Source organism: Ectobacillus antri, from assembly GCF_003852715.1.
GTDB lineage: Bacteria > Bacillota > Bacilli > Bacillales > Bacillaceae_G > Ectobacillus > Ectobacillus antri.
Map to the genome: position 1 here is coordinate 1 of NZ_RIAV01000020.1, position 26,004 is coordinate 26,004.

The window sequence follows — 26,004 nt, forward strand, 5'->3', positions numbered from 1 at the left end:
TAATTCCATTGATATAACAACCTTTATTTTATCTAAGACTGATTATATCATAGTACAAAAAAAGAGACAACTTTAGGCTACGCCTAACCGAAATTCATCTCCCACTTTCACTGGTGCTGACGCACCTTCACGTTTAGAAGTAGGAGACTTCTTTCGGAGGGAAGTTAAAAAAAGAGCCTGCTTGCGCAGCCTCTTATGAATCCAGTATACATACTCCTATAAATCCAAATAGCATTAGAAAAAACGCGATGTTCATCGTTATTGAAAGTTCTTCCATCTCTATCTCTCCCTTACCATATTCTACCTTAATCATATCATGTAGACTTAAATATGGAAGAGATTAGGTGTAAACATTCCATGACAGCTTTTAAAACTTTATGTGAACATCATCCTGCCGCTTGCGTTTGATACATGCGATAGTAACGCCCTTGCTTTGCCATTAATTCGTCATGTGTTCCCTTTTCCACGATGTGGCCACGATCCAATACTAAGATTTGATCTGCATTTTTAATAGTCGATAAACGATGCGCAATAATAAAAGTTGTTCTGCCTTTTTTCAAAACATCTAAAGCATTTTGAATGATTGCTTCTGTTTCTGTGTCTATACTAGAGGTTGCTTCATCCAAAATAAGAATGGCAGGGTCAAATGCTAACGCCCTTGCAAACGAAATCAGTTGTCGCTCTCCGCTAGAGAGTGTGCTTCCTTTTTCAATTACAGGCTCATCTAAGCCCTTCGGTAAATTTTTGATAAAACGTTCGGCACCAACATCACGAAGCGCCTGCTCGATTTTTTCTCTAGAAATGGACTTATTTTCTAAGCTAACATTTGTTGCGAGTGTTCCCGTAAATAAGAATGGATCTTGAAGTACAATTCCCATATGAGAACGAATCGTTTGCTTTGGCAATTGCGTGACGTCCTGTCCATCGATACATACCTTCCCCTTTTGAAAGTCATAAAAACGAAACAGCACGTTCATAATGGAACTCTTGCCTGAGCCCGTATGGCCGACAAGTGCGACTGTTTCTCCCGATTTTGCTGTAAATGAAATATCTTTCAATACCACGTTCTCCTCATCATACGCGAACGAAACATTTTCAAACGTAATGTCGCCTTTAAAACGCGACACTTTCTCGTTGCTGACTGCTTCTCCCGGCTCATCTAATAATTCAAACACACGTTCAGAAGCGACACGAGCTTGCTCTAGGTTACCGAGTTGATTTACGATCCCCGTAATTGGCGAGAATAAGCGTGTCAGGTAATCCACAAACGCATAAATAACACCAAGTGACAGCATACTTCCAGCGGTTAGAGAAGCACCACCGAAATACCAAATAACAAGAACAAATGCAATGTTTCGGAGCACCCCCACCAAATTGTGTGAGGTTGCAGCGTTTAAGCTCAATAGTTTATTTTGATAATCATAATACTCTTTATTAAGCTGCTCAAAGTCCTTTTGTGTCTGTTTTTCTTGTCGAAATGCTTGAATAATCGTCATACCGTTGATGGACTCATTAATAGTTCCATTAATGTCCGAAAGGCGTGAACGGATTGCGTGATTATAACCAGATGCCGCCTTGCGATACAACATTATCCATACCACTAAAATGGGAACGATAAACACGCAAATGACTGCCAGTTTTGCGTCTAGCAAAAACAATGCAATAAAAATACCGACAATATAAATAGAGCTTGAGAAAAACGTCGCTAATACTGTCACATATAATTCACGAATTGCTTCTGTATCATTTGTTACACGCGATACAATTTTTCCGGCTGGTAATTTATCGAAGTAGCGGATTGGTATTTCTTGAATATGTGCAAACACATCTTCACGCATCCGCTGAATAATACGATTTGATGCCTTTTGCAGGAAAAACTTTTGTCCGTAAGAAAAAAACGATGCAACGACAAGCAAAGCGAAATATGCAATACTTAGACGAAGTAAGTACGGAATTTCAGGTTGGTAAAAATCAAAAAGTTCTTGTCTTGTTAGCTTTTGAGCTTTATATACTTGAACCGCACTGTCATTTTGGATGCTAATTTCATTTCCGTTGACCGTCCTCTTTCCGTCGATTGTAATTGCACTGTTAACAAAGTAATAGTCGCGACCAACTTGCATGATGCGCACTTCTTTTCCCTTGTCTTCTTCAGTAAAACGATCTCCCCTTTTATACCAGGAGCCCTTATAAAAGACTGCCTCATTGTCCTTTACCGTTTCATACCACGGCACTTCAATACCGACAATATGTTTGTCAATCATTTGCTTTGCGACAAACGGCCCTGTAAGCTCCGCTGCCACAGCGACACTCAGCATAAGAAGTGCCGCAATAATAGTTCCTTTAACCGTCAAAGCGTATTGCACCAAACGTTTTCCTGTGCTCATACGCTCACCCCTCTTTCTTCACCTTCCACAAGCTGTTGTCTCTCATATTGTTCTTTATACCAACCCTCTTGTGCAAGCAATGTTTCATGCGTACCGGCTTCCGCAATGCTTCCCTCATCCATTACAATAATCAAGTCCGCATGTTGCACAGCAGACAGTCTGTGCGTTGTAATAATCGTTGTTTTGTTTTGACGCTCTGCACGAATTCCTTCAATAATTTTCGCTTCTGTTTTAGCATCCACAGCTGATAAAGAATCGTCTAAAATTAAAATCTCAGGATCTTTTATCATTGCTCTTGCAATTGAAATGCGCTGTTTTTGGCCACCGGAAAGGGAAACGCCTTTTTCTCCCACCAATGTTTCAAGCCCTTGCGGTAAAAAAGTAATATCTTTTTTAAAGGCTGCTCGGCTAATCGCATGATGCATATCTTCCTGTGTACTTCCATGTGCACCAAACAAAATATTTTCTGCTACTGTTTTTGAAAATAATACATGCTCCTGCGGCACATATCCAATCCAGCTCAACACGCGATCAACCGGTATGCTTTGAATGGGTACACCTGAAATGAAGATTTGACCCTCTCCAATCGGATATTGGCGCAGTAATTGGCGCACCACAGTCGTTTTACCGCTTCCTGTTTTTCCTACAATCCCTAATGTTTGCCCACGTTTTAAAGAAAATGACACTTGTTTTAAGCTTTGTGTATCGGCAGTAGGATACATGAAGGATACATTCTGAAATGTAATAGATTCTGGCTTCTCTACATCGACGGGATGCTCTACGTCCTGCACATCTTGCTCATAAGAAAGCGTTTCATTCACACGGTCTAATGAAGCATTGCCACGCTGCATGATATTAATAAGTTCCCCAATCGCGAACATCGGCCAGATTAACATTCCTAAATATACGTTGAATGATACAAGCTCTCCCAGAGTCACACGGTTTTGAAATACAAGATATGCCCCGTATACAAGACCGATTAAATAACTCATTCCAACTAACAACTTAATGGTAGGATCAAACAGTGCATCAATTTTAGCAACGCGCATATTCTTCGCAAATACATCATCAGCCAATGTACGAAAACGTCTTTGATCTTCCTTCTCCTGTACATACGCGCGAATCGTCCTTACTCCACCAATCGATTCCAATACCTTATCATTCATATCGCCGAATGCGTCTTGTGCAACGGTGAATCGTTCATGCAGTTGCTTTCCATATATGTTCATAGCAAGTGCCATAATGGGAAGCGGCAAAATAGCAGCCACAGTCAACTCCCAGCTAATCGTCACACCCATCATAAATAAAATTGTAAGCATGAACATACTAGAGTCCACCAAGGTTAAAATACCAAATCCCGCGGTCATAGAGATAGCTTTTAAATCATTTGTTGCTCGCGCCATCAAATCACCCGTGCGATTTTTTTGGTAAAACGTTGGGGTCATTTTTAACAGGTGTCTCATCAGTTTTCCACGCATAATTTTTTCAAGTAAAAATGCGCCTCCAAATAAATTATACTGCCAAAAGTAGGACATGATGTATGACGACACGGTAACTACGCCGAAAATACCGACATACCACCAAATATCCTTGCTTGTCAAAGAGCCTACCTTAATTTGATCAATGACCATACCAATCAGTTTGGGAGGCACCATCTCTACAATATTGACTACAAACAACAAAGCTATGGCGATACTATAACGCCTCCAATTTTCTTGAAAAAACCACATTAATTTTTGTAAGACTGAAAACATAACTATCCTCTCCTTTCATCTCAGTGTTGATAAAACTAACCGCTATCCAGAGAATCTCCACTTAATACTAATTTTTGTTGCAATACCATCACACATCTCTCCTTTTACATTTTGTGTATATTGAAATCGCAAAAACGATTGCAATCCAAGAAAAACAAAAAATAGAAAAAGGCATATCGCCGCTTTGACGATATGCCTAAAAAGCATAAAAGCGCACGTTTCGATACACGAAACACGCGCTATCACTTACAAATATAGAAATAAAAGTAAAGTGATTTAGCTATTCACGGTTACGTGTACTATCTGATTTTCAATACTGTTGTTGTTCATGCTTACTTTTGCAATCATAACACGTAACCTCCTTTTCCATTTTTTCACATAGTTAATTGTATTATTAAACGGACTTTTCTGTCAATTGTTTTTTTCACATTTTTCGCTTTTAGCTTTTCATCCTTCTAATGCTGTGTTATACCACATTGCTGCGATTGTTCCCTCTCCCGCATGTACACTTAAAACAGATGTTAGCGGAACAATTTCTACACGCAAGTCAGGTTTTACGCGCAATAACTCCTCTTTCCACGCAATCGCATCTTCCGGACGATTACCATGAATAATGGCCAATTTGCGCACATCATGTGCTGTTATAGCAGCTTTACATTGCTCCATAACCAGCTTCACAGCTTTTTTCTCCGAGCGAACCTTTTCATATACTTGTATGATTCCCTCTTTAATTTGCAGAATCGGTTTGATGTTTAAAAGTGTTCCTAGTACAAATTGTGCATTTGTAAGCCGGCCACCCCGATGAAGTTGCTGTAAGTTGCCAATTAAAATATAATTCTCAAGTGTTGGAATAATGGCATGTAGCCTTGCAATAATTTCCTCTATGCTTTTTCCTTGTTGCTGTAAGTGTAGACCTTCTTCTAATAAAAATGTAATACCCATTGTTAACACTTTACTATCGATTACATGATAAGTAATGCCTGTCATATCCGCAGCTTGCACGCTTGATGATAAAGTGCCACTTAACTTATCTGAAACATGCAGTAAAACCACTTCTTCATATTGCGCCTTCAGATTTTCAAATAGTGCTGCAAAAACACCAACAGGAGGCTGTGACGTTGTCGCAGCTTTGCCACTTCGCATTTGTTCATAAATCTCTTCTTGTGTGATAGTAATACCGTCCTCATATATTTCTTCCCCGAAGATAACACTAAGCGGTACAACATAAACATCCGGATGCTCTTTTAAGGCTTGTGTCATATACGTTGTACTGTCAGTAACCCATGCAATTTTCCTCATTTATAAACCCTCCTATTAAAACCAGGTGCTAATATCTATGTATATGTTACTACAAAGTATATAATATGAGAATTACTTTTTAGAGAAGCACAGTTCTATTTCTATAACAAAGTCTTGTTAAGCAAAGTTATGAGATGTTCAAAAGAAAGCTCTGTTAAAGTTCGTTGCTGATTTCTGTTACGAGTGTTCATTTTTCCCGGGCAGTCAGGATAAAGCAAGCACAGCCCCTCGATACAAAACCTATAAGAGAAGGAGAAAGAGACTCCTTCTCTATCAAAGATTGTCAGCCATTTCTTCCTTGAATCCAAACAAGTACGTAAAGATAAAACCGAACGTATAAGCAATTACAATACCAGCGATATAAAATACATATTTATTATCCGTGATTAGCGGCAACAGTGATAATCCAGATACACCGATTCCTAAAGATGCTGTTTTCATAATCGCTTGAAACGCACCACCACAAGCAGCACCAAGACAAGCGGTAATGAACGGTTTTCCAAGAGGAAGTGTTACCCCGTACAACAAAGGTTCACCAATCCCTAAAAATCCAACTGGTAGAGCACCTTTAATAATATTACGTAACTTTTTGTTCTTTGTTTTTACGAAAATCGCAATGGCTGCCCCCACTTGCCCTGCACCTGCCATCGCAAGAATTGGCAGAATTGGTGTTACTTGAATTTTATTGATAAACTCCATATGAATCGGCATTAAACCGTGATGCAAGCCGACCATAACCAGTGGCAAGAATGTACCAGCAAGAACAGCACCTGCAAATGCACCCCCAATATCAAGAACTGCTTTAGTACCTTCTGTAATACCATCAGATAAAATACGTGCAGCAGGTTGAATCGCTAAAATCGTTAATAGTCCTACCACTAGCACCGTAAGTAACGGCGTGAAAATAATATCTACAGCACTCGACACCGCTTTTCGTACTTGTCTTTCAATTACTGTCATTAACCACGCAGCAAAAATAACAGCAAACAAGCCACCTCTTCCCGGCACAAGCGGTTCATCAAATAATTTTACGGTCGCAAGTGCTGGATTAAAGACAAGAATACCTGCAATAGCACCTAGTACCGGTGTACCGCCAAATTCTTTCGCTGTGTTCATCCCAACTAATATGCCTAAAAAAGCAAAGAGCCCACCGCCAATTAAAAGCAAAATCTGTAGCCAGGTTGCATTTGGATCCGCCCCAGCATTTTTAGCAAAATTAGCAATACCGTTAATAATACCAGATGCAACAAGACCTGGAATTAAAGGAATAAAAATATTACCAACCTTACGCAACAAATTTTTCAATGGCGTACTATTTTTTTGTTTCTTTGCTTCCACGCGGTCCTCATCTACTTCACCAATAACAAGCCCCACCATTTTCGATAGCTCTGCTGCAACTTTGTTAACCGTTCCTGGTCCTATCACAATTTGAAGTGTGTCATCTTCAATAACACCCATCACGCCTTCAACCTGCCTTAAAGCCGATAGGTGAACAGCAGCTTCATCTTTAACATTGATACGTAACCGAGTCATACAATGCGCAATGCTGCGAATATTATTAATCCCTCCAAGCTGCTTTGCAATATCCTCGGCCATTCTTTGCTCTTTCTTCATAGCTATCCCCCCTCTTTTTCTCTACAAGCTATATTCCCCTGTTGCATCATCCATCTGTTTAAACCATCTCATCACAGGGTGTTTCTTACAAACCCTTCTGCTTGCTGCAATTTTACAGTTGCTTCTTCGTACGAGCATTGCAATAAGATCATGACAATTGCTGCCTTTACATTGTGATGAGCTTCTTCATAATGCTGAGCTGCTGTTTCATAGTCCACACCTGTCGCTTCCATAATAATGCGTTTAGAACGCTCAACAAGCTTAATGTTCGTAGATTGTACGTCCACCATCAGATTTTTATACACCTTGCCAATTCCAATCATGGATGCAGTAGAAATCATGTTTAGCACGAGCTTTTGCGCTGTACCAGCCTTTAGTCTTGTAGAACCCGTTAAAATTTCCATTGTTGTCATCTGGTCTAAATGCGCTGTCTTTTCATTCCTTTTTTCTGTAGATAAATGTTCTAGCATGATTTCACCATCTTTTTTGGAATTTAATCCTATTAAAAATCTAAATTTATATGAAATTTAATTTCAATATATTTATACAAAATAATCTCCTTTTAGTGAAAAAAGAACGCCGTGCATTACAAAGAACATACCAGCTCAAAAACACCTCACTATGTGTATATGGATCTGATTATGCACATGTATCTCTGAGAACCCGACCATAGGTAGCTACACATCGCTCGTTCTTCTCTGCCATCTAAAAAAACAACGTTAGGTTTTCTAGTTGTACTTATGTAGTCATTTTTAAAAGCCCAACGCGGTGGGCTTTTTTGTCATAAACATTTTTAGAAAACCTGAAGGCGGACAACGAGAATGGAGCTGCATTTTAACATTATCTAATTTAGATTCTTCCATTGCCACTGTTAGCTTGACGGGCATGGTGAGCATGGAGCAGATATCACCAAATCATCTGACTTTTCCTATCGACGGAGCCGAACCACTTCTTCTCTTGTTTCTGTAAACTTATCTAACACGTTTTTACCAATGCGGTGAAACATCGCTAAGTATAAGGTATCAATAATGTTAAGCTGTGTCATCCGCGAGGCAATACTGCCAATACGGTGATCCTGCTCTACATCCGGTGTACATAACTTAATGTCCGCTTCTTTATAAAGCGGTGAAGAAGGATCTAATTTTGTAATCGCTAAAATCGTAGCACCTCTTTTTTTGGCAAACCTGGCTACTTCTAAAATATCCTTTGTTCTACCTGAAGTAGAGATAACAACTAAAATGTCTCCTGATTTTAAGTTAGCCGCTAGGGGCAACATCGTATGAAAGTCTAAAGAAGTTAACGAGGTATAACCAAGCTTGGTAAATTTGTAAGCCGCATCTATGGCGGAGACAGCAGAACCGCCAACAGCATAAAATAGTAACTTTTCTGCTTGTAAAAGCGTAGCTACCGCTTTATCTAACTCCTTCTTATCAACCGTTGTTAACGTTGCTTCAACAGCTGCCTTGTTCACATATGTTACCTTATTAAATAGCTCAAACGGCTCATCCTTTGTTTCCGTAACAGAAAAATCATTAATATTAAATTCAGCTACTGTCAAATCTCGAACAAGTGCTAATTTAAAGGACTTAAAACTTCCAATCCCAATTGTTTTACAAAAGCGAACCACACTCGCCTCACTAGAACCTGTATTTGCCGAAATATCCTTTGTCGTTAAATTAGGTACAATTTCTGCATTTTCTAATATATAAACAGCAATCTTTTTTTCGGCTGGTGAAAAACGATCCATGTAATTTTCAATCTTAGATAAAATTGTTAAATGTTTCAAGTTGATCCTCCTTATATATCCTCTCCTTGCATTGTACTACATAACGTATTACATACAAATCTGTTTATATAAGAAACGAACAAAAACTATATAAGTACAAATACAAAACAATATTCTTTTTTTGATAAGAGGGCAAGATAAATGATATGCGGTTGCAGTTAGTGTTTAAGGGACGCTCACATACTAGTCAAGATCATATTATTCTAACGAAATATTATGCGCCTTCACTTCTCTTGCAATTTATAATGAACTTTACTTATGGGAAAATATGTATCTTATAGATAGCATAATTTCAACATTATACTTATAAGAAAAAGCCGCGTTACGCGGCTTTTAGCTGGAATGTTGCTTTTGAATTGGCTGCTCTTCATGATGATTAATTTGTTTCTTCTTTTTCATCGTCCCAAGAATTACTACTGCAGCAACCACAATAATTTCAAATCCATATTTGATAACAGGATTTGCAAAGTATGTTGCAACGAATGGCTCTTTCACGATCATTTTTGTAGCTGTCCATGCTAATACAGCAGCACCAAACGTAATAATGATTGGGTATCTATCAACAAACTTTAAAATAATTGTACTGCCCCATACAACGATTGGAATAGAGATAAGTAAACCCAGCACAACAAGCAAGAAACTTCCGTGTGCCGCACCCGCAACCGCCAATACGTTATCCAGCCCCATCAAGGCGTCTGCAATAATGATGGTACGAATGGCTGCCCACATACTATTGCCAGATTGTACATTGTGTTCCTTTTCATCCACAAGCAACTTATATGCAATCCAAACAAGCAAGATACCGCCGACAAGCAATAAGCCTGGAATTTTTAATAACCAAACTACCGCTAGTGTGGCAACCGCACGGATGACAATCGCACCGACAGTACCCCAAATAATAACTTTCTTTTGCTGATCCTTTGGCAAGTTTCTTGCCGCAAGACCGATTACAATGGCATTATCTCCCGCTAACACTAGATCAATGATAATAATTGACAGTAACGCTGTAAAAAATTCCGCAGAAAACAGTTCCATGTGTAATTCCCCCTTGTACATAATTTTTGCGAATCGGCTGTAGATTATCGCCGTTCTTTTTTTCCAATGTTATATCTAAAAGGAATATATTAAAATTCCTGAGCTTTTTTTGCCTTGATATAGCGACTTACTGACATAATAAGTACAATTCCGATAATAATAATACCAATCGGTAATAAGTACTCTTTTGCTACTTCCCCAGCCATCTGCCAATGTTCACCAAGCTTCATACCTAAGTAGATATACAATGCTGTAACCGGCAGCATGGCTAAAAATGTATAAATAGAAAATTGCCATACATTCATTTTGGCGACGCCGCAAGGAATTGATATCAATGTGCGAATACCAGGTACAAAGCGACCTAAAAATGCGACAGCTGGGCCATGCTTTTCGAAGAAAGCTTCTGCTTTTTCTAATTCTTTTTCTTTAACGAAAAAATACTTACCGTATTTTTTAATGAGTGGACGACCACCATAATACCCAAGTGCATACAGTGTGAGTGGCCCGGTGGTTCCACCAATCGTACCTGCAATAACAGCGCCAATAAGATTCATATCGCCTTGATAGACCCAATAACCGACAAGCGGCAATACAAGCTCTGCTGGTACAAATTCAAATGTTAACGCAAGCACAATACCTGCATAAGAAAATTGTTTAAAAAACTCAATAAAAGACAATATTAATTGCTCCACTACCTCACCTCAATTACATATCATATCTTTCACGCATCGCCGGCGGTGCCATTTTGACAACATATTGCATTACAAACATAAACACCGTCACATCGTCGAGAATGCCGAAAAATACAAGAAAATCAGGAATCAAATCCAGCGGCAACACCATATACAAGCCAAACAAACCGGCAGAAATTAGCTTTTTTGACATCGGAACTTCTTTAGAAATAAAGAACTCTTTTAAAAATGGAATAAATTTGCGAATGTTGAAAATAAAGCGAAACCTTTTCCATAGCTTTCTCATTATTATTCCTCCTGACACACACGAAAATAACAAAAAGGACCTGGCCACAGGCGCAGGTCCTAAAATATACAGACCTTTACCGCCTTATTAGATGGTAAAGGTCTCGCTAACAACTCGAAAGTCGCCAACAAAGCCGAGAGATGTTGCATCTCTGAAATGACGACTTTGCTGTTAAAGCTACTCCCCTTTAAGGGTATTTAACTCATATGTTACTATCATAATGAGTTTTTATGGCAACGTCAATTATTTTGTATAATCTGACTTTTCTTAATTACTGCATGTACTACTTTATTTTTTCGATTTTTTCTTTCCATCTGCACACGGTCTACTTGTATATCCGCAATATGTATTAACTTTCTACAAAGATTTAGAAATACGGTAGATAATATACAATTGAAAAAACTATATCAAAATCTGCAAAAAGATAGGTTCCGATGACCAATGGGTGACGAGAAGGGTGAAATGCTCTCACTTAGGGGCGCATAAATGGTTTTTATAAAACACATTTTTCTGCAAAATCCCCCTTGCCCATAGACAAGGGGGATTTTGCAGGTATGAATTCGATAAGTGATTTCTAAGCCGTTTTTCGTGGATTTGATTTGTCGCCCTGTTGATGTTTGCTTTTAATAAAAGCACATATGATTAGCACTCCCAATGTTGTAAAACAAACAACAGTTCCAATCGAAACCCCATTACTGAACGTGGAGCCAAGAAAAATGATCACCAGTCCAACAATGCCGATAATCGTTGTGGCCGGAAATAATCGCATTTTGAAAGCTGGGATATTTGTGTAAGTCGGACGCAGCTTCAATTGCGCCGCACAAATGCTCAACCAAAGCAACAGCATAGTGAATCCAGGAATTGTCATCATGGTTCCGATAATGCTCTCTGGAGCAAAGTATGCTAGTCCCGCACCGATTAATAATAACATACCATTCACACCTATAGCTGCGATTGGCGTACCTGTTCCGCTTACTTTCTTGAACAGTATAGGCGCTTCTCCTTTTTCAGCCAAGGCGAACATCGTTCTTGAAGTCGCGAAAATCCCTGAGTTGGCAGCCGAAAGCACCGCCGTCAGTAAAATGAAATTCATGATATGAGCGACGCCGGGAATACCAATCGCATCCATTACTTGTATGAACGGGCTTTCATTCCCCGCAACTTGATTCCATGGTATTAATCCAGCGATGATCGTGATCGGTAGAATGTAAAACAAAATAACACGTACAACTACTCCTTTAATTACTTTTGGCAGCACTTTTTCAACATCTTTCGTCTCGGATATTGCTACCCCGATCAGCTCAGATCCCCCAAACGAAAACATTACAATGAAACAAGCGCTGAACACACCATGTAGACCATTCGGGAAAAAGCCGCCATGTCCAAGCAAATGTTCAGTAGGTGTCGCTGGCGCGAAGCTTGTGAAGCCCAGTAATACAGCCCCGCCCAAAAAAATGAACAATACAAGCGCGATAATCTTGATGCTCGCAAACCAAAATTCCATCTCTCCGTAGAATTTCACTTGGAAACTATTGATTCCTATAATTAAAAGAGCACAAAGGGCACTTAATAACCAAAGTGGAACAGCGGGAAACCAAAATTGTAAAAAGGATCCAGCAGCCAATATTTCCACAATCGTGACAAGCGTCCAGTTCACCCAGTATAACCAGCCGACAACAAACGACACACGAAATCCGAACGCTTTGTGAACCAGATGCTGTACATTATGCTGCGGGTACACGACAGCCATCTCCGCTAAAGCCACCATAACGATCATCAATAAGACCCCGCCCAACAAGTATGAGATGATGACACCAGGACCGGCCACCGCCAGCGTATCTCCGCTTCCTTTGAAAATACCGGTACCGATCATGCCGGCCAATGCCAAGAATTGAACGTGTCTAGGCAATAGTTCTTTCTTCAATCCATTTTGATTCATTCTAGTTTCCTCTTTTCATTTCTAGTTTTTTTCATAAGATCTGTAAATATATTTCTATAATAATAGCCATCTTCCATGACCATCCCTCCTTTCATGCCACCTAAGCATCGCTGTGTACCTAATGAAGTGAGTCAAACATTAAGCATCAATATGAACGAAAATAAAAAGTCCCCACTGATGTTAATCAGTAGGGACGAATTTATACGCGGTACCACCCTAATTATCGACACAATTAGTATGTCGATCACTTCATTGGTCATAACGGCTCTTCACCGTCTTCCCCTTGCCTAAGCTTGAAGAAGAAGCTCCTGGATTGTAATTCATGCAGTTCTATGTACTGACTTGCACCATCCGTCAGCTCTCTGTAACAGTGAGAACATACACTACTGTATTCCATTCATTGCCTATCATCAATATAGTTTCATTGAAAAACACAAAAAGTCCCTACTGATGTTAATCAGTAGGGACGAATTTATACGCGGTACCACCCTAATTATCGACACAATTAGTATGTCGATCACTTCATTGGTCATAACGGCTCTTCACCGTCTTCCCCTTGCCTAGGCTTGAAGAAGAAGCTCCTGGATCGTAATTCATGCGGTTCTATGTACTGACTTGCACCATCCGTCAGCTCTCTGTAACAGTGAGAACGTACACTACTGTATTCCATTCATTGCTTATATTAATGCTTATATTAATGCTTATATTAATTATTTACCAATATTAAAGTAGACACATATAAAAGTCAAGTTTTTTTGCTCTTACATGAATCATATTCTCCCCCACATGATCGCCTGCCCAGGCAACCCTTCGTCCATCATTTCGCTTTGTATTAAACAACTTGATACAATACAACACTTCCTCCGGTATATGCTGTATTGACATTACATTCTGCTAACAAACCTGAATTTACTAGCTTCCAGCCATTTGTAGTAAATTTAGTGCTGTGATATCTTCTTCGTTAAGCAACAATTATCTTTTATTCATGTAAGCAGTTAATACTTAGGAAAGATTATTCACTTCTTGACTTAATAGGTATAAATCACTTGCTCCATGATGTTTCATCATAATTAAACAAAAACGTATCACTAGCAGCGCAGCTAGTGATACGTTATCTTACAGCAAACTTAGTTTTATAGTACTTCATTCATTCTTAACTTTTCCGTTCTTCTCCATGTACTCAAACAAAAACGATTGACCATTCCTGTAAAAACGCGGATCATAAATACCCAACTGACGTTCGTCATCAACAATAACAACGAACGGCGCCCATTCGTATAATGTTTTCGCTTCTGGTACAGTGCGGAACAGCCTGTTTAAATCTGCATCTTCTTTAGAAATGAGCGTAGCTTGCACATGTGACGCACTTAGTAAGCTGTCATCAATGAGATCTACGTTCACTCCATTCTTTCCAATCACTGTATAGTGCCAAGGTATAAAGCTAGCCGACAAAGCTACCTGCTCATACCGTTCTGTATACTTTTCATACAAGATATATCCTTGTGCAGACTGTACAAGCACATGAAGAGCTATACCAGCAAACGCCCAGCGGTAAATAACAGGTGCGGCATTCTTTCTTTTTCTCGCAATGAGATAGGCAACCAGCAAAATTCCCCAGAACACAACGTCCACAATCGGAATTGTCCCAAACGTCACACGCATCTGAGAAAACGGTTCAAAATAGCCAGTGCCCCAAGCATTAAATAAATCGCTGGTGCTATGAATGAATACAGCGAGTAAAGCTAACCAAAAGAGACGCTGACTTTTGACACGAAATAAAAGACTGCTAAGCGCATAAAACAGCAGTGCCCAAAGCGGCATCAGAAAAATGGAGTGCGTAATGCCGCGATGCCACATTTGATACAGCCCCTGTGTATCCCAAAGCTGAGAAATGACATCAATGTCTGGAATCTGACTTGCGCCAATTGCAGTAAACAAATAGGCGCGTTTCTCGTGTTTAGTCATATGGTCCTTACGGATCGTCCCATACAGACCGAGACCAAATAATGTGTGCGTAATTGTATCCATACAAGTCTCCTTCTGCATTGTTTTTCTACTTGTAAAGTATCATAGATGAACTGAATAGTATATGGAAAAGCTTTGATGATAATATGATACTGCGTTCAAAATTTGATATTGCTTGGAAAATAAGATACATCTCATGTAAAAGATAGGCTGTGTTAAAGCATAATGTTGATCATTTGCACTTGTTGATGGGAGTAAAAAGGGCGTGCAGGCTTACTACCTGACCACTCGTGAACAGCAAACGCCCGTACAACGAACTTTAACAAAGCCAAAAGATAGGAAATTTCTGTCGCCTCAAAGAAACCAATTACCCTTGTGAATCGTCTAAGTATATAGAAAGGGGCTTAAAAATGGAGGAAATTATAATAGATATACACATGTCCGATAACTATGAAACTATTATTAGTCAGGCAATGGATTTATATGGACAAGCCTTACTGGAATTGGTGTATTCATACACACCAAATCGGGATCTTGCAGAGGATTTAACACAGGAGATCTTTATCAAATGCTATCAAAAGCTGCATCAATATAATGGAAAGGCCAAGTTGGAGAGTTCATTTTAGTTAATATCGCTCATTATTATGGCTGGATCGTAATGGGATTTCTAATTATCGTTCTTATCCTACTGTTACTACGAATGCTTACAATACTGCGGCAAATAAAAGAAAACTTCGGCAAACAGCTACTAGTTGGCGTTCTTGCACTGTTTGCCGTTCAATATCTATATAATATCGGCATGATATGGGAATGCTTCCGTTAATCGGTATTACATTACCGTTTGTCAGCTATGGTTTTCTACCTGCTATGTTCAATGCCTTTCTATTCGGTATCGTACTAAGTGTCTGCCGGCGTCGATATCTCGTTTCAACCTCAAAGCAATAAACATGTGAAAATGTTCTAGGGTGACACATACTGTTTGGTGCACTTAATTCTACTTTAAACTTTTACCATAAAAAAAGAGCTAACTCACTGTGAGCTAGCTCTTTTGTCACTTCATACTCTCTTATTCTGTATATCCTTCACTGCTGCAATTCAAAATACTTTCATGCAGCGGCCTTCGTATGCTTGGGTGTTCACGCTCTTGCAGACTTTGTACAAGTGTATCTTTCTCTCCACGATAGCCAACTGTGACGACCACATGAAGCTCATATTCATCAGAAATGCCCAACAAACGACGAGCCTTTTCTTTATCAAACCCTCCAATTGCATGTGTGCTTAATCCTAATATCGTAGCCTGAATTGCTAAATACCCCCAGGATGTTCCTGTATCAAATGCATGCGCTGAGTTTAAGTCGCCCGTATCCGTTGTTTTACTTGATGCAATAAGGAGCAATATCGGTGCGCTTTCCGCCCATGCACGATTGAACGGGTGTAAGAATTCATGAAAAATCTTTAATTGCTTTTCTGTTTTTGCAATAATAAACCTCCACGGTTGATCATTGAACGCAGAGGGAGCCCAGCGTGCTGCCTCTAATATGCTATATAGCGCTTCATCAGAAACAGCTTTATCCGAATAAGAGCGCGGAGACCATCGATTTAAGAAAACTGGGCTAACAGGGTGTTCTTCTTTACGTAAATTCTGTACCTCCGGTTGCACTTGTTTAGTGGGATTTATTATTGAATTCATACCGATCATCCTCCATAAGATGTTATTACTCTTTATTTGCAACAAATAAGACCTTGTTTTTCTACTTCCTTCATCATGGAACACCAAGAACGTCTTGCGAAACAGATGGGAATTGATTGCTCTCTTGCCTTTTTCTTAATCACACTCGAAAGATTGTGGTTAATGTAATCAGTAAGAACCAATATAATATCGACTTTTTTAGGTATATCCACTTGAACCATTTTTGCTTTTCGTCCGTCAACATGAATGACTTCCTCAAATCCTTGTTGCTGTAGTTTCTTAGTGATTCCACCTAGGTTATCTCCACCTACAATCAGCATGGATTTCACATCTAACCCTCCTTAAAAATCTAAAATCCAAGTAAACCTTAAAGGATAAAGAAGCTTTTCATATACATTAAATGAAAAGCCTCTTTCCTAAACACTTTTTTATTCGTTTCTCCTCATTAGAAGCATTCTCGATGGATAGGTCCTTTTTATGAAGAAATGGCTATTTTCATCTTCACGTGCTCCATGCATCTCTAGTTTGATACACTATTTTGCAACTTCGGGTGCATATTGATTGGCAATCATTTCGCCGACAGGGTGATTACCATTGGCTGTATGCTTCAGCGGTAAAAGCGGAAATACGAGCTCTGCAAATTGATAGGCTTCTTCCAGATGCGGATAACCGGATAAGACAAATGTATCAATACCCAAATCTCTATATTCCTTTATTCGTTCTGCGACTTGTTGAGGATTTCCAACAAGTGCCGTTCCAGCGCCGCCACGAACGAGTCCCACCCCAGCCCAAAGATTTGGACTAATGGTCAGAGCTTCCCTGCCTCCTTTATGCAGACCAAGCATCCTTTGTTGCCCAACAGAATCCTGTCGCGCCAACGTACGCTGCGCAGCAGCAATTGTATCATCATCCAAATATTGAATTAAGCGGTCAGCTGCCTGCCATGCTTCTTCCTCAGTCTCGCGTACAATGACATGCAAGCGAATTCCAAATCGCACCGATCTTCCCTCCTGTTTCGCAAGACGGCGCACTTCGTTCAGCTTCTCTTCCACCTGAGCCGGGGGCTCTCCCCATGTTAAATATACATCCGTATGCTTTGCAGCCACAGCCTGCCCTGCTGGGGAGGAGCCACCAAAATAAATAGGTGGATAGGGCTGCTGTACAGAAGGAAACAACAACTTGCCTCCTTTTATATTTACATGCTTTCCGGTAAAGTCGACCTCTTTACCTTCCAGCAATTTGCGCCAAATTGTTAAGAATTCATCTGTGATTTCATAACGCTCATCATGTGTAAGAAACAACCCATCTCCTGCTAACTCGACCGGGTCTCCTCCTGCTACTACATTAATTAACAGACGGCCATTAGAAACGCGGTCCACTGTGGATGCCATCCTCGCTGCAACAGATGGCGACATAATGCCAGGACGGACAGCAATTAAAAACTTTAACCGCTCTGTAACAGCAGCAAGTGAAGAAGCCAGTGTCCAAGGATCTTCACACGATCTTCCTGTCGGAATCAATACACCTGTATAACCAAGACGATCTGCTGCTTGTGCAACTTGACGGAAATACGAGAAGTCAGCCAGTCGTCCTCCCTTTGTTGTTCCTAAATAGCGGTTATCTCCATGAGTCGGAATAAACCATAATATTTCCATTTTCCCACTCCTCACTTTACATATATTTTTATTTAGTCGATGCTCTTCCCTTGATAGCTGTCACGCCATTTGAGCAGCTTTGACTCCAATATGCGAACAAAGGAATCTGCAAGCTTTCCGCCAAGAGCAAAGATGATAATCCCCACAAACACAACATCTGTACGAGTAAATTGCCGTGCATCCATGATTAGATATCCAATCCCTTCACTTGCCCCCATGAGCTCAGAAACGACGAGACCGAGCCAAGCTGAACCAAGCGAAAGCCTTACCCCAAGCAGAATATTGGGAAGAGATGCGGGCAAAATGAGCTTCGTCACCTGCTTCAAGCGGCTGAACTCGAGAATGCGCGTTACCTCAAAAAGCTTTTTATCCACGCCCCGAATACCGAGCAGTGTATTAACATATAGAGGAAAAAAGGCTCCCAGCGCAATAAGAAGCACCTTTGAGAGTTCTCCCAACCCAAACCATAAAATAAATAAGGGAGCCAACGCCAAATGCGGAACTGTTCTCAACATTTGTAACGAGGGATCAGCAACCTGCTCTGTCGTACGGGAGAGCCCTGTTAATGTCCCGAGCAGTAGGCCTAAGCTGGCTCCAAGGAGAAAGCCACTTAATGCACGGGTAACACTGATTTTCAGATGAATCCATAGCTCTCCGGACAGCAACAAAGCTTGAAAAGATTTTACGATATCTATTGGTGTCGGCAGAACCGTGTTGGATATACCAGCAAATGTGCCAGCCAGTTGCCATACAAGGATAAGTAGCAAAGGTAAAATTAAACCTCGTGTAGCTACTAAAATAGATGTCCTCACTTTTAAGTTTCTAATAGCTATCTTTTTGGGAAAGTGTCTATCATGATTAACAGAAGGAACAGCAACCTTGCTCATCTCCTATCACCTCACTTTTTTTCTGCTTGCAGCGCTTTTGTAATATACGAATTGTCGACTACCTTTTCTGTATCTATTTTTTTATTGATTGCCTTCAGTTCATATTGAAAGTTAGCTGTGTCTTGCTGGGCTTTTATGATTTCTTGTGTAATCGGCAGATTGAAAGATTGGTTGTTTTCAAGCACCCGACTCACAATGTCCTTATCAATTTTTTTTACATTCGCGTACAGCGTAATCGCTTCTTCACGATTTTCTTTTTCGAATAGACGTGCTTTTTCATACACCTTCAGAAAATGTACAACTAGTTCCGGATGCTTTTCGGAGAATTTTGTACGAGTGATAATAAAATTTGGCGAATAGACATTCAGTGATTGACCGTTAGCCAAGACTCTCGCCTCTTTTTTTAAGGTTTGCACAGAAACAAACGGCTCCCAGATCGCCCAAGCATCTACTGCTCCTGATTCGAATGCGGGCTGTGCTTCATCAGGCTGCAGTTGGATAATCTTCACATCCTCCGGCTTCAAACCAGCCTTATCAATGGCACGATATAGTAAATTAAAGCCACTGCTTCCTTTTGCTACTGCAACTTTTTTGCCCTTTAAGTCCTCCAGCTTTTGGATGGGGCTGTCTTTTGCAACCAGAATTGCATTTCCTTTTAATCCATCGCTAGCTACGGCAATTTCTTTAAACGAAATACCGGCAGCCTGCCCTGCAACAACAGGAGAATTTCCTACTACTCCAAAGTCCAGACGATCTGCTGCTAGTGCTTCAAAGTGCGGTGGACCACTTTGAAATACAGTCCACTGTACCTTGGCACCTACCTTTTCAAACTCTTCCTCGAACCATCCCTTTTCTTTGGCAATTAACAAGGGACCTAAACTTTGTTGAATGCCTATATGAACCGTCACAGCTTCTTTCTTCTCTTGCTTTTCATCCACTGTTGTCACTTTCGAATCGCATCCTCCTATCCCCACCATCACACTAGTTGCCAATGCAATGATAAAGCTCCACGATTTTCTTTTCATTTTCTCCATCCTCCCTTAAATGCCTGAGCCTTCAATGAATTGAAGTTCTTCTGTTTTTTCAAATTCATTTAGTACCTTTTTCCTAAACTCCTGAAACGCTGCACTTGCTTTTTTACGAGGATATGGCAAATCTATAGAAATCATATTACTCACTTGTCCTGGCCTTGCACTCATAATAAAGACGCGATTTGCCAGATAAATAGACTCATCTAAATCATGTGTAACAAGAATCATCGTCGTTTGCTTCTGCTTCCAAATATCTAACAATACATCTTGTAAATGTGTCCTTGTGAAGGCATCTAGCGCACCAAACGGCTCATCTAGCAATAAGACCTCTGGATCTCGCAGTAACGCTCTTGCAATTGCAACCCGCTGGGACATCCCTCCTGACAATTCTTTCGGATATGCTCTCTCAAAGCCTTTTAACCTCACAATTTCAATTAGTTCATCAACCCTACGACGTACCTTCGCATCCTTAAGCGATAAATCCGCTGCAATATTTTTTTCTACTGTAAGCCAGGGAAACAGTCGATGCTCTTGAAAAATGAAGCCTTGTTTGATACTCGGCCCTGTAACCTGCTCATTATGAATAGCAATTTCTCCCTCATATTCTCGATCCAAACCGGCAATTAACTTCAATAAAGTACTTTTTCCACATCCGCTTGGACCAATAACAGTCACAAATTCCCCTTGCTTTACATGCAGGTTGATATTTTCTAAAACCTGCGTTCTTTGTTGTGACTTTACAAAAGTCTTATGCAGTGATTGAATAAAAACACTCATTCCCCTTTCCCTCCTCAAACTAGCTTTGTAAGACTGCATGTTCAGAAAAAGCACATCCTATAGGTACGCAAAAAGGCCCTTAACTGTAATAGTTGAGGACCTTCGGTATGCCCAATCGGTCATTTGCCTATTCTGTTTAAATAAAAAAGCCCCAGCTCTTTTTTAGAGAACCGGGGCTTTCAGTCTGTCTGATCAGCCTTCATCTTGAAAATAAAATTCTATTACGGTTCATCATAAACACACTTTACCCATCTGTCAACTAGGTTTTTAAATTGAAATTTTAAAAAAACCACAAATTCGCACTTTACTTATTGGAATAATTTGTTTAAGATGATATTAATTTAATAGTAAAGCCGATTGGTCAACCAAAGGCACCTAATCTTTCTAAGATAGGTGCCTTATTTCATTTTAACGAAAGGAGTCTGACTATGAGGGCATATTCAGTCCTACAAGGTGCTCACCCATTCTTCTTTAAAGGAAATCATATCGGTGTATTAATTTCACATGGTTTTGTTGGGACGCCACAAAGCGTTGCATTTTTAGGGAAATGTATTGCAGCACAAGGCTATACGGTGTATGCTCCAAGACTAAAGGGACATGGGACTCATTATAAAGATATGGAAGCATACACATATCATGATTGGCTCAACGGTCTTGAAGACGGCTATCAGCTTTTACGTAAGCATTGCAATAAGATTTTTATAATTGGCCAATCTATGGGCGGCACGCTGGCTCTTCACCTCACTAGTAAACATCCATCCATTGCAGGCGTCATTTTAATCAATGCCGCGATGACGAGCATTCCTGGAATGGACGCGTTTAACTCTATACACAAACCGCGCTTTATTGAAGAAGGAGCACCTGATATCAAAGATAAGAGTGTGTTTGAAATCACTTATGCAAAAGCACCGATCAAAGCAATACACCAGGTGTTAGGGCTCATGGAAGACACCCGTGCACGGCTCGCAAATATCACATGTCCGCTGTTAGTTTTTAAATCAAAAGAAGATCATGTAGTTCCTCCTGCTAACAGCGATTATATTATGAATCAAGTTCAATCTCCGCTAAAAGAGACTGTAACATTATATAACTCCTATCATGTTGCATCTATGGATTTTGACAAAGAATTTGTTGCAGAAAAGTGCTGCACATTTATCAAAAAATTCCAGATGAATGAGCGAGAAATAAAAATATTGTAACGTATTCTTGTTTTTATTGCTTTCATGCTTTTAATTCACATTATACCTATATGATTAATTAAATAATGGAGGTGTTTCTGCTGGGTAATGTTCTTCGCGATGCCATTAATCAAAAAAAGCAGCAGTTAATTGAAAAATTAATTGCTTCAGGTGTGTATAAAAAAGATTCCAAGCATCTGTTTGAGTGGACAATCAGCGAACTTGAAAAAGAGTATAGATTTATTAAGAAAATGAAGCCTTAAGCGTTAGGAAGACACTTGAACTAAGGGAGGAATAAACAGTGGCAAAGCTTGATGAAGAAAAATTGCTATATATTTTTTCGCTGTTGAAAAAAATTAATTTTGGCTCCGTAACTATTACCATTCATAATGATACAATTACGCAAGTCGATCACAATGAGAAATTTCGTTTGATACAAAAGTAGCTCTATATAAGTCAGTTAATTTTCCGTCCCACAATGGCAAAGCATTTTAATAATTACCGACAGTACCTATACATTTGACCACTTCTTCATAGATTAGTTTATATGTGGAAATTCTAAGTTGCTTGAGCGTGTCGCAAAACTCATCTTCATGCAGAAAATATGCATAAAAAAGTCCGCTTCCTAACACCCTATGATAGACGCTAACCCAACATAGAGAGGAAGACGGACTATCACTACACATACGCATGTTTTACCAACTTTCTTTCATTATATTGATAGCCTTAATCTCACAGAAACCGTTCGGAACACAGGACGGCCTTTTCTGTGTCGGAAAGCATTCTTGAAAAGCTTCTTTCTCAAAACATACTTCCATCACATAGGACTTCAGCACGGAATACTAGCTGTCATTTGATACATTATGGGACACGAGAATTAAGTTAATATTAATGAACATTAGAAAGTAACATTTAGAGAATAAACAAATCCCATATACAAATAATAAGAGCGATATTTGTTGAATTTGAAAGGAGCCATTTTTATGAAGAAACTATTATTAATAGGGGTTATTTTGTTATTTCCACTAAACGTGCTGGCTGGGTCAATTAGTGCCTTCGCTGAAACACAAGAGCATTCTATTAGCCAATCTGAGTTAAAATTTAAAAATGAATTTAGGAGACTTTGGATTGATCATGTATTATGGACAAGTAATTATATTACAAGTGCAACAGCAGAAGCAGAAGACCAAAAGCAGGTGTTAACAAGGCTACTGAAAAATCAAGAGGATATTGGTAATGCTATAAAACCTGTATACGGGGAGAACGCTGGAAACAAACTGACCAATTTGCTTAAGGAACACATTGTTATTGCCGGCAAGATTGTAGATGCGGCTAAAACAGGAAAGAAACCCTTGGTGAATCAGCTAAGCAAAGAGTGGTATAGAAATGCTGATGATATAGCGGCGTTCCTTAGCGGTACCAATCCTTACTTGAAAAATGAAAATCTAAAAAAATTGCTGTATATGCATCTAAAGTTGGTAACAAATGACCTATCTGCAAGCTTAGCAAAAGATTGGAAGGCAAGAATTATTGCGATTGATGAAGGGGTCTCACATATAATCTTAATGGCAGATACTATCTCTGCAGGAGTTGTGAAGGAGTTTCCGGAGAAGTTCAATAAATAATCTTAAGCATCTCAAGTAGAACGCTGGATACCCTTCAAAATTTTGTATATTCGTATATATCAGATTTACATAAGTTATCAATATGAAAAGTTAGTCATACAAACTACTCTCAAAGAAAGTATTTTATAAAACAATCCATATATGCGTTACACGATAGTTAAAGTTCCTAACAAAAAAGCTGCTGAATCCTCAGCAGCTATACAAATACTTCCGATGCGACATCTTCCCGTCAAACGTAAACAGCACCGATTTATTCTCAATCACTGTCTCCATATGCACCGTACGCCCCCACAGCTGCTGCATATACGGAATGACCTTCTCCAAATACTTCACGTCAAGCTCAATTCCCTCAAACCAATGCTTTAAATACAGCTCGCCGTTTTTCAAATAATCCCCGTCATTCACAGTAATGTACGGAAAACCACCATTCACACGCATGCTCACAAGCTGATCTCGTACATGCTCCCACGACTTATCAACGATTTTATAATCCTTGCCTTGCTTTTGGAACAGGTACATATCTTCGCGCATAACGAGATCTTTGTTGAGATAATTCCGTAAGAACGAAATATCCGACTCAATTTCCCGCACCTCAAACATTCTCTCACGACCTGATCCTGGCTTCACGCCATCTTTTTTCATTTCCTCAGTCGGATTGTTATAGCGTTCTTCGATGTCTTCAAAGATCTTCAACCCCAAATAGTACGGATTAATACTTGTTTTCGATGGCTGAACTACACCTGCATTCAGCTTCGCAAATTCCACTGCTTCCTCGCTTGTCAGGTCCATTTCACGGAGTATGCGCTGGTGCCAGTAGCTTGCCCAGCCTTCGTTCTGTAAAGTTGCTTTAAAACTTAAAATAGATAAAAAAGCAAATGGGTATTTATGTTAAAATAAGAACGGAATAAAAGCTAAACTTTATCAAATAAATAATAGCGGAGGGAACCATGCCTAAAGTAGAATTAGATAATGTTCATATACATTATGAAGTCAGAGGGGAAGGTCAACCTATTGTTTTCCTACACGGTTTAGGGGCGAGTTGGAAGATGTGGACACCTCAAATTGAGACTTTTTCTTCAAATTATAAAATGATAATGCTAGATTTAAGAGGGCACGGTGAATCTACAAAAACCTTTCCGAATAATCAATTCACCGCAAAAGTGATGGCTGAAGATATAAAAATGTTTTTAGACAAACTTGAGATAAGAAAGGTCTATTTAGTTGGATTGTCATACGGATCTGTTACAGCACAGCTGTTTGCCTCTAAGTATCCTAATTATATCGAAAAGCTGGTTTTGTCAAATGGATACAGTGAAATTCCTACTAATGTTTCAGGTTGGGTTTTAAAACTGTCCAATGCAATCTTCAAAATGATGCCCTATGATACAATTATTAACTTAATGATGAAAGTGTACGGTAAAGATGAATTTACAAAGAAAGTATTACGAGATTCTTTTACCTTTGATAAAGAAATGCTTTTATTAGCCAAAAACTCCGAATTCCCTACACATACAAACGAATTAAAAAATATTAACGTCCCAACTCTAGTTATGGGTGGCGATAGAAAAGTAATGGGGGTCGATGAACGAAAAGGTTCTCAAATTTTATTCAACAATATCCCAAATTCAACACTTGCTTTATTTAAAAATGCTTTTGATCCCATAAGTACAATGGAGAAAGATATTTTTAATGAGATGATTCTTGACTTTTTAGAAGGGAATCAATTTAAGCAATATAAAGAAGTAAGCATATATACAAAAAACAACTCATAAAACCTACTTAAGTTATATCCTTATTAGCATTTATTTCTTTAGTTTATAAACGAATATTAAAAAACAGCATGGATGAAATTCTAAAAAAATCAGTTATTCCAAATAATAAAATTCAGAAGAAAGCAGGCTATACATAGTGAAACCTAAGCTTAGGGCAGAAGGAATCGTTTCAAATGCGGATAGAACAATGTTTCTTGTTCAATGTGATTTGGAAGAGAGTTTTTATCGCCTTCCTGGTGGAAGTATTGAATTTAGAGAGTCAGCTGCTGAAGCCATTGTAAGGGAACTATTAGAAGAATATAATTTGTTAGTGTACGTGGGAGAGCTTGTTTGTATTGATGACAGTATTTTTGAGTACAACAGTAAAAAGAACCATCATTATACTTTAATACATCATTGTCTTGTTCAAATACCAGGAAATAAAGAAGCTTTTATACATAAAGAACTGCCAGAAGTAAAACTCGTTTGGCGTACTGTTGACCAGTTAAATCAGAAACCGATGTACCCTAATGGTATACTTAATATTATAATTTCTGACACTAATAGCATTACTCATATCCCTATAGCAAAGTCTTAATACACAACAATATTTAAGAAAAGAACCTGATGAAAAAAGCTGCTGAATCCTCAGCAGC

General features: G+C 39.2%; 25 protein-coding genes, 2 pseudogenes and 2 other annotated features. Of the genes and pseudogenes, 9 read left to right on the forward strand and 18 right to left on the reverse strand.

Features of this window, described 5'->3' with window-relative positions; all coding sequences use genetic code 11:
• Positions 1-386 precede the first annotated feature (386 nt).
• From EEJ45_RS14550 to EEJ45_RS14600, 11 genes and pseudogenes are all read right to left on the reverse strand, one after another.
• Positions 387-2,384: an ABC transporter ATP-binding protein gene (locus tag EEJ45_RS14550; protein ID WP_124565540.1), complete on the reverse strand. Its 1,998-nt coding sequence runs from the start codon at positions 2,382-2,384 to the stop codon at positions 387-389.
• Complete coding sequence (locus EEJ45_RS14555; protein WP_124565541.1) at positions 2,381-4,138, reverse strand: ABC transporter ATP-binding protein; 1,758 nt, start codon at positions 4,136-4,138, stop codon at positions 2,381-2,383. The genes EEJ45_RS14550 and EEJ45_RS14555 overlap by 4 nt, the downstream gene beginning before the upstream one ends.
• A gap of 447 nt (positions 4,139-4,585) precedes the next feature.
• Positions 4,586-5,437 carry a DegV family protein gene (locus tag EEJ45_RS14560; protein ID WP_124565542.1) on the reverse strand — a complete coding sequence of 284 codons (852 nt, stop codon included), beginning with the start codon at positions 5,435-5,437 and terminating at the stop codon, positions 4,586-4,588.
• Between the two features lie 273 nt (positions 5,438-5,710).
• The gene (locus tag EEJ45_RS14565; protein WP_124565543.1) at positions 5,711-7,051 is read right to left on the reverse strand and encodes a PTS transporter subunit EIIC; all 1,341 of its coding nucleotides are present in this window, start codon (positions 7,049-7,051) and stop codon (positions 5,711-5,713) included.
• 71 nt (positions 7,052-7,122) lie between these two features.
• A pseudogene (gene murQ, locus EEJ45_RS14570) lies at positions 7,123-7,461 on the reverse strand (N-acetylmuramic acid 6-phosphate etherase); the annotation flags it as partial.
• Positions 7,462-7,979: 518 nt separating this feature from the next.
• Entirely contained in the window at positions 7,980-8,837 is an 858-nt protein-coding gene (locus EEJ45_RS14575; RefSeq protein ID WP_124565544.1) for a MurR/RpiR family transcriptional regulator, read from the reverse strand.
• Positions 8,838-9,170: 333 nt separating this feature from the next.
• Entirely contained in the window at positions 9,171-9,872 is a 702-nt protein-coding gene (locus EEJ45_RS14580) for a TerC family protein (protein WP_124565545.1), read from the reverse strand.
• A gap of 89 nt (positions 9,873-9,961) precedes the next feature.
• The gene (locus EEJ45_RS14585) at positions 9,962-10,564 is read right to left on the reverse strand and encodes a DedA family protein (RefSeq protein ID WP_124565546.1); all 603 of its coding nucleotides are present in this window, start codon (positions 10,562-10,564) and stop codon (positions 9,962-9,964) included.
• 13 nt (positions 10,565-10,577) lie between these two features.
• Complete coding sequence (locus tag EEJ45_RS14590; protein ID WP_124565547.1) at positions 10,578-10,850, reverse strand: YkvA family protein; 273 nt, start codon at positions 10,848-10,850, stop codon at positions 10,578-10,580.
• A 574-nt stretch (positions 10,851-11,424) separates the two neighbouring features.
• Complete coding sequence (locus EEJ45_RS14595; protein WP_124565548.1) at positions 11,425-12,789, reverse strand: amino acid permease; 1,365 nt, start codon at positions 12,787-12,789, stop codon at positions 11,425-11,427.
• A gap of 186 nt (positions 12,790-12,975) precedes the next feature.
• Positions 12,976-13,199: a binding site (T-box leader), on the reverse strand.
• 49 nt (positions 13,200-13,248) lie between these two features.
• Positions 13,249-13,472 (reverse strand) — a binding site (T-box leader).
• A gap of 460 nt (positions 13,473-13,932) precedes the next feature.
• Entirely contained in the window at positions 13,933-14,817 is an 885-nt protein-coding gene (locus tag EEJ45_RS14600) for a metal-dependent hydrolase (RefSeq protein WP_124565549.1), read from the reverse strand.
• A gap of 347 nt (positions 14,818-15,164) precedes the next feature.
• Here EEJ45_RS14600 and EEJ45_RS14605 point away from each other — a divergent pair, with 347 nt between their 5' ends.
• Genes EEJ45_RS14605 through EEJ45_RS19095 form a run of 3 tightly spaced genes read left to right on the forward strand, consistent with a single transcriptional unit; the run spans position 15,165 to position 15,699 of the window.
• Positions 15,165-15,380, forward strand: a complete 216-nt coding sequence (locus EEJ45_RS14605) for a sigma factor (RefSeq protein WP_124565550.1) — start codon at positions 15,165-15,167, stop codon at positions 15,378-15,380.
• 32 nt (positions 15,381-15,412) lie between these two features.
• Positions 15,413-15,577: a hypothetical protein gene (locus EEJ45_RS14610; protein WP_124565551.1), complete on the forward strand. Its 165-nt coding sequence runs from the start codon at positions 15,413-15,415 to the stop codon at positions 15,575-15,577.
• Positions 15,565-15,699, forward strand: a complete 135-nt coding sequence (locus EEJ45_RS19095) for a hypothetical protein (protein WP_164464298.1) — start codon at positions 15,565-15,567, stop codon at positions 15,697-15,699. Before EEJ45_RS14610 ends, EEJ45_RS19095 begins: the two co-directional genes overlap by 13 nt.
• A 121-nt stretch (positions 15,700-15,820) precedes the next feature.
• Here the strand turns inward: EEJ45_RS19095 and EEJ45_RS14620 are convergent, their stop codons facing one another.
• The 6 genes from EEJ45_RS14620 to EEJ45_RS14645 form a co-directional block, all read right to left on the reverse strand.
• On the reverse strand, positions 15,821-16,444 hold the full coding sequence (locus EEJ45_RS14620; RefSeq protein WP_124565553.1) for a nitroreductase family protein: 624 nt from the start codon (positions 16,442-16,444) through the stop codon (positions 15,821-15,823).
• Between the two features lie 32 nt (positions 16,445-16,476).
• Positions 16,477-16,764 carry a DUF2325 domain-containing protein gene (locus EEJ45_RS14625; RefSeq protein WP_380018308.1) on the reverse strand — a complete coding sequence of 96 codons (288 nt, stop codon included), beginning with the start codon at positions 16,762-16,764 and terminating at the stop codon, positions 16,477-16,479.
• A gap of 213 nt (positions 16,765-16,977) precedes the next feature.
• Positions 16,978-18,099, reverse strand: a complete 1,122-nt coding sequence (gene ssuD, locus EEJ45_RS14630; RefSeq protein WP_124565555.1) for an FMNH2-dependent alkanesulfonate monooxygenase — start codon at positions 18,097-18,099, stop codon at positions 16,978-16,980.
• A gap of 32 nt (positions 18,100-18,131) precedes the next feature.
• On the reverse strand, positions 18,132-18,986 hold the full coding sequence (locus EEJ45_RS14635) for an ABC transporter permease (RefSeq protein WP_124565556.1): 855 nt from the start codon (positions 18,984-18,986) through the stop codon (positions 18,132-18,134).
• A gap of 11 nt (positions 18,987-18,997) precedes the next feature.
• Positions 18,998-20,020 (reverse strand): aliphatic sulfonate ABC transporter substrate-binding protein, encoded by a 1,023-nt coding sequence (locus EEJ45_RS14640; protein ID WP_380018306.1) that lies wholly within the window; start codon positions 20,018-20,020, stop codon positions 18,998-19,000.
• Between the two features lie 6 nt (positions 20,021-20,026).
• A complete protein-coding gene (locus EEJ45_RS14645) occupies positions 20,027-20,794 on the reverse strand; it encodes an ABC transporter ATP-binding protein (protein WP_124565558.1) in 768 nt (255 codons plus the stop codon).
• 428 nt (positions 20,795-21,222) lie between these two features.
• On the opposite strand from EEJ45_RS14645, the gene EEJ45_RS14650 reads away from it, so the two are divergent.
• The 4 genes from EEJ45_RS14650 (at position 21,223) to EEJ45_RS14665 (ending at position 23,597) form a co-directional block, all read left to right on the forward strand.
• Positions 21,223-21,993, forward strand: a complete 771-nt coding sequence (locus EEJ45_RS14650; RefSeq protein WP_124565559.1) for an alpha/beta hydrolase — start codon at positions 21,223-21,225, stop codon at positions 21,991-21,993.
• A gap of 65 nt (positions 21,994-22,058) precedes the next feature.
• Positions 22,059-22,235 carry a Fur-regulated basic protein FbpA gene (locus tag EEJ45_RS14655; protein ID WP_380018307.1) on the forward strand — a complete coding sequence of 59 codons (177 nt, stop codon included), beginning with the start codon at positions 22,059-22,061 and terminating at the stop codon, positions 22,233-22,235.
• Between the two features lie 38 nt (positions 22,236-22,273).
• Positions 22,274-22,417 carry a DUF2292 domain-containing protein gene (locus EEJ45_RS14660; protein WP_124565560.1) on the forward strand — a complete coding sequence of 48 codons (144 nt, stop codon included), beginning with the start codon at positions 22,274-22,276 and terminating at the stop codon, positions 22,415-22,417.
• Positions 22,418-22,955: 538 nt separating this feature from the next.
• Complete coding sequence (locus tag EEJ45_RS14665) at positions 22,956-23,597, forward strand: glycosyltransferase (protein ID WP_124565561.1); 642 nt, start codon at positions 22,956-22,958, stop codon at positions 23,595-23,597.
• A gap of 189 nt (positions 23,598-23,786) precedes the next feature.
• Here EEJ45_RS14665 and EEJ45_RS14670 read toward each other — a convergent pair.
• Positions 23,787-24,437: pseudogene (locus EEJ45_RS14670) on the reverse strand (SpoVR family protein); the annotation flags it as partial.
• Positions 24,438-24,544: 107 nt separating this feature from the next.
• On the opposite strand from EEJ45_RS14670, the gene EEJ45_RS14675 reads away from it, so the two are divergent.
• Complete coding sequence (locus EEJ45_RS14675; protein WP_124565562.1) at positions 24,545-25,369, forward strand: alpha/beta fold hydrolase; 825 nt, start codon at positions 24,545-24,547, stop codon at positions 25,367-25,369.
• Between the two features lie 136 nt (positions 25,370-25,505).
• A complete protein-coding gene (locus EEJ45_RS14680; protein ID WP_342769375.1) occupies positions 25,506-25,946 on the forward strand; it encodes an NUDIX domain-containing protein in 441 nt (146 codons plus the stop codon).
• The last annotated feature ends 58 nt before the right edge of the window (positions 25,947-26,004 follow it).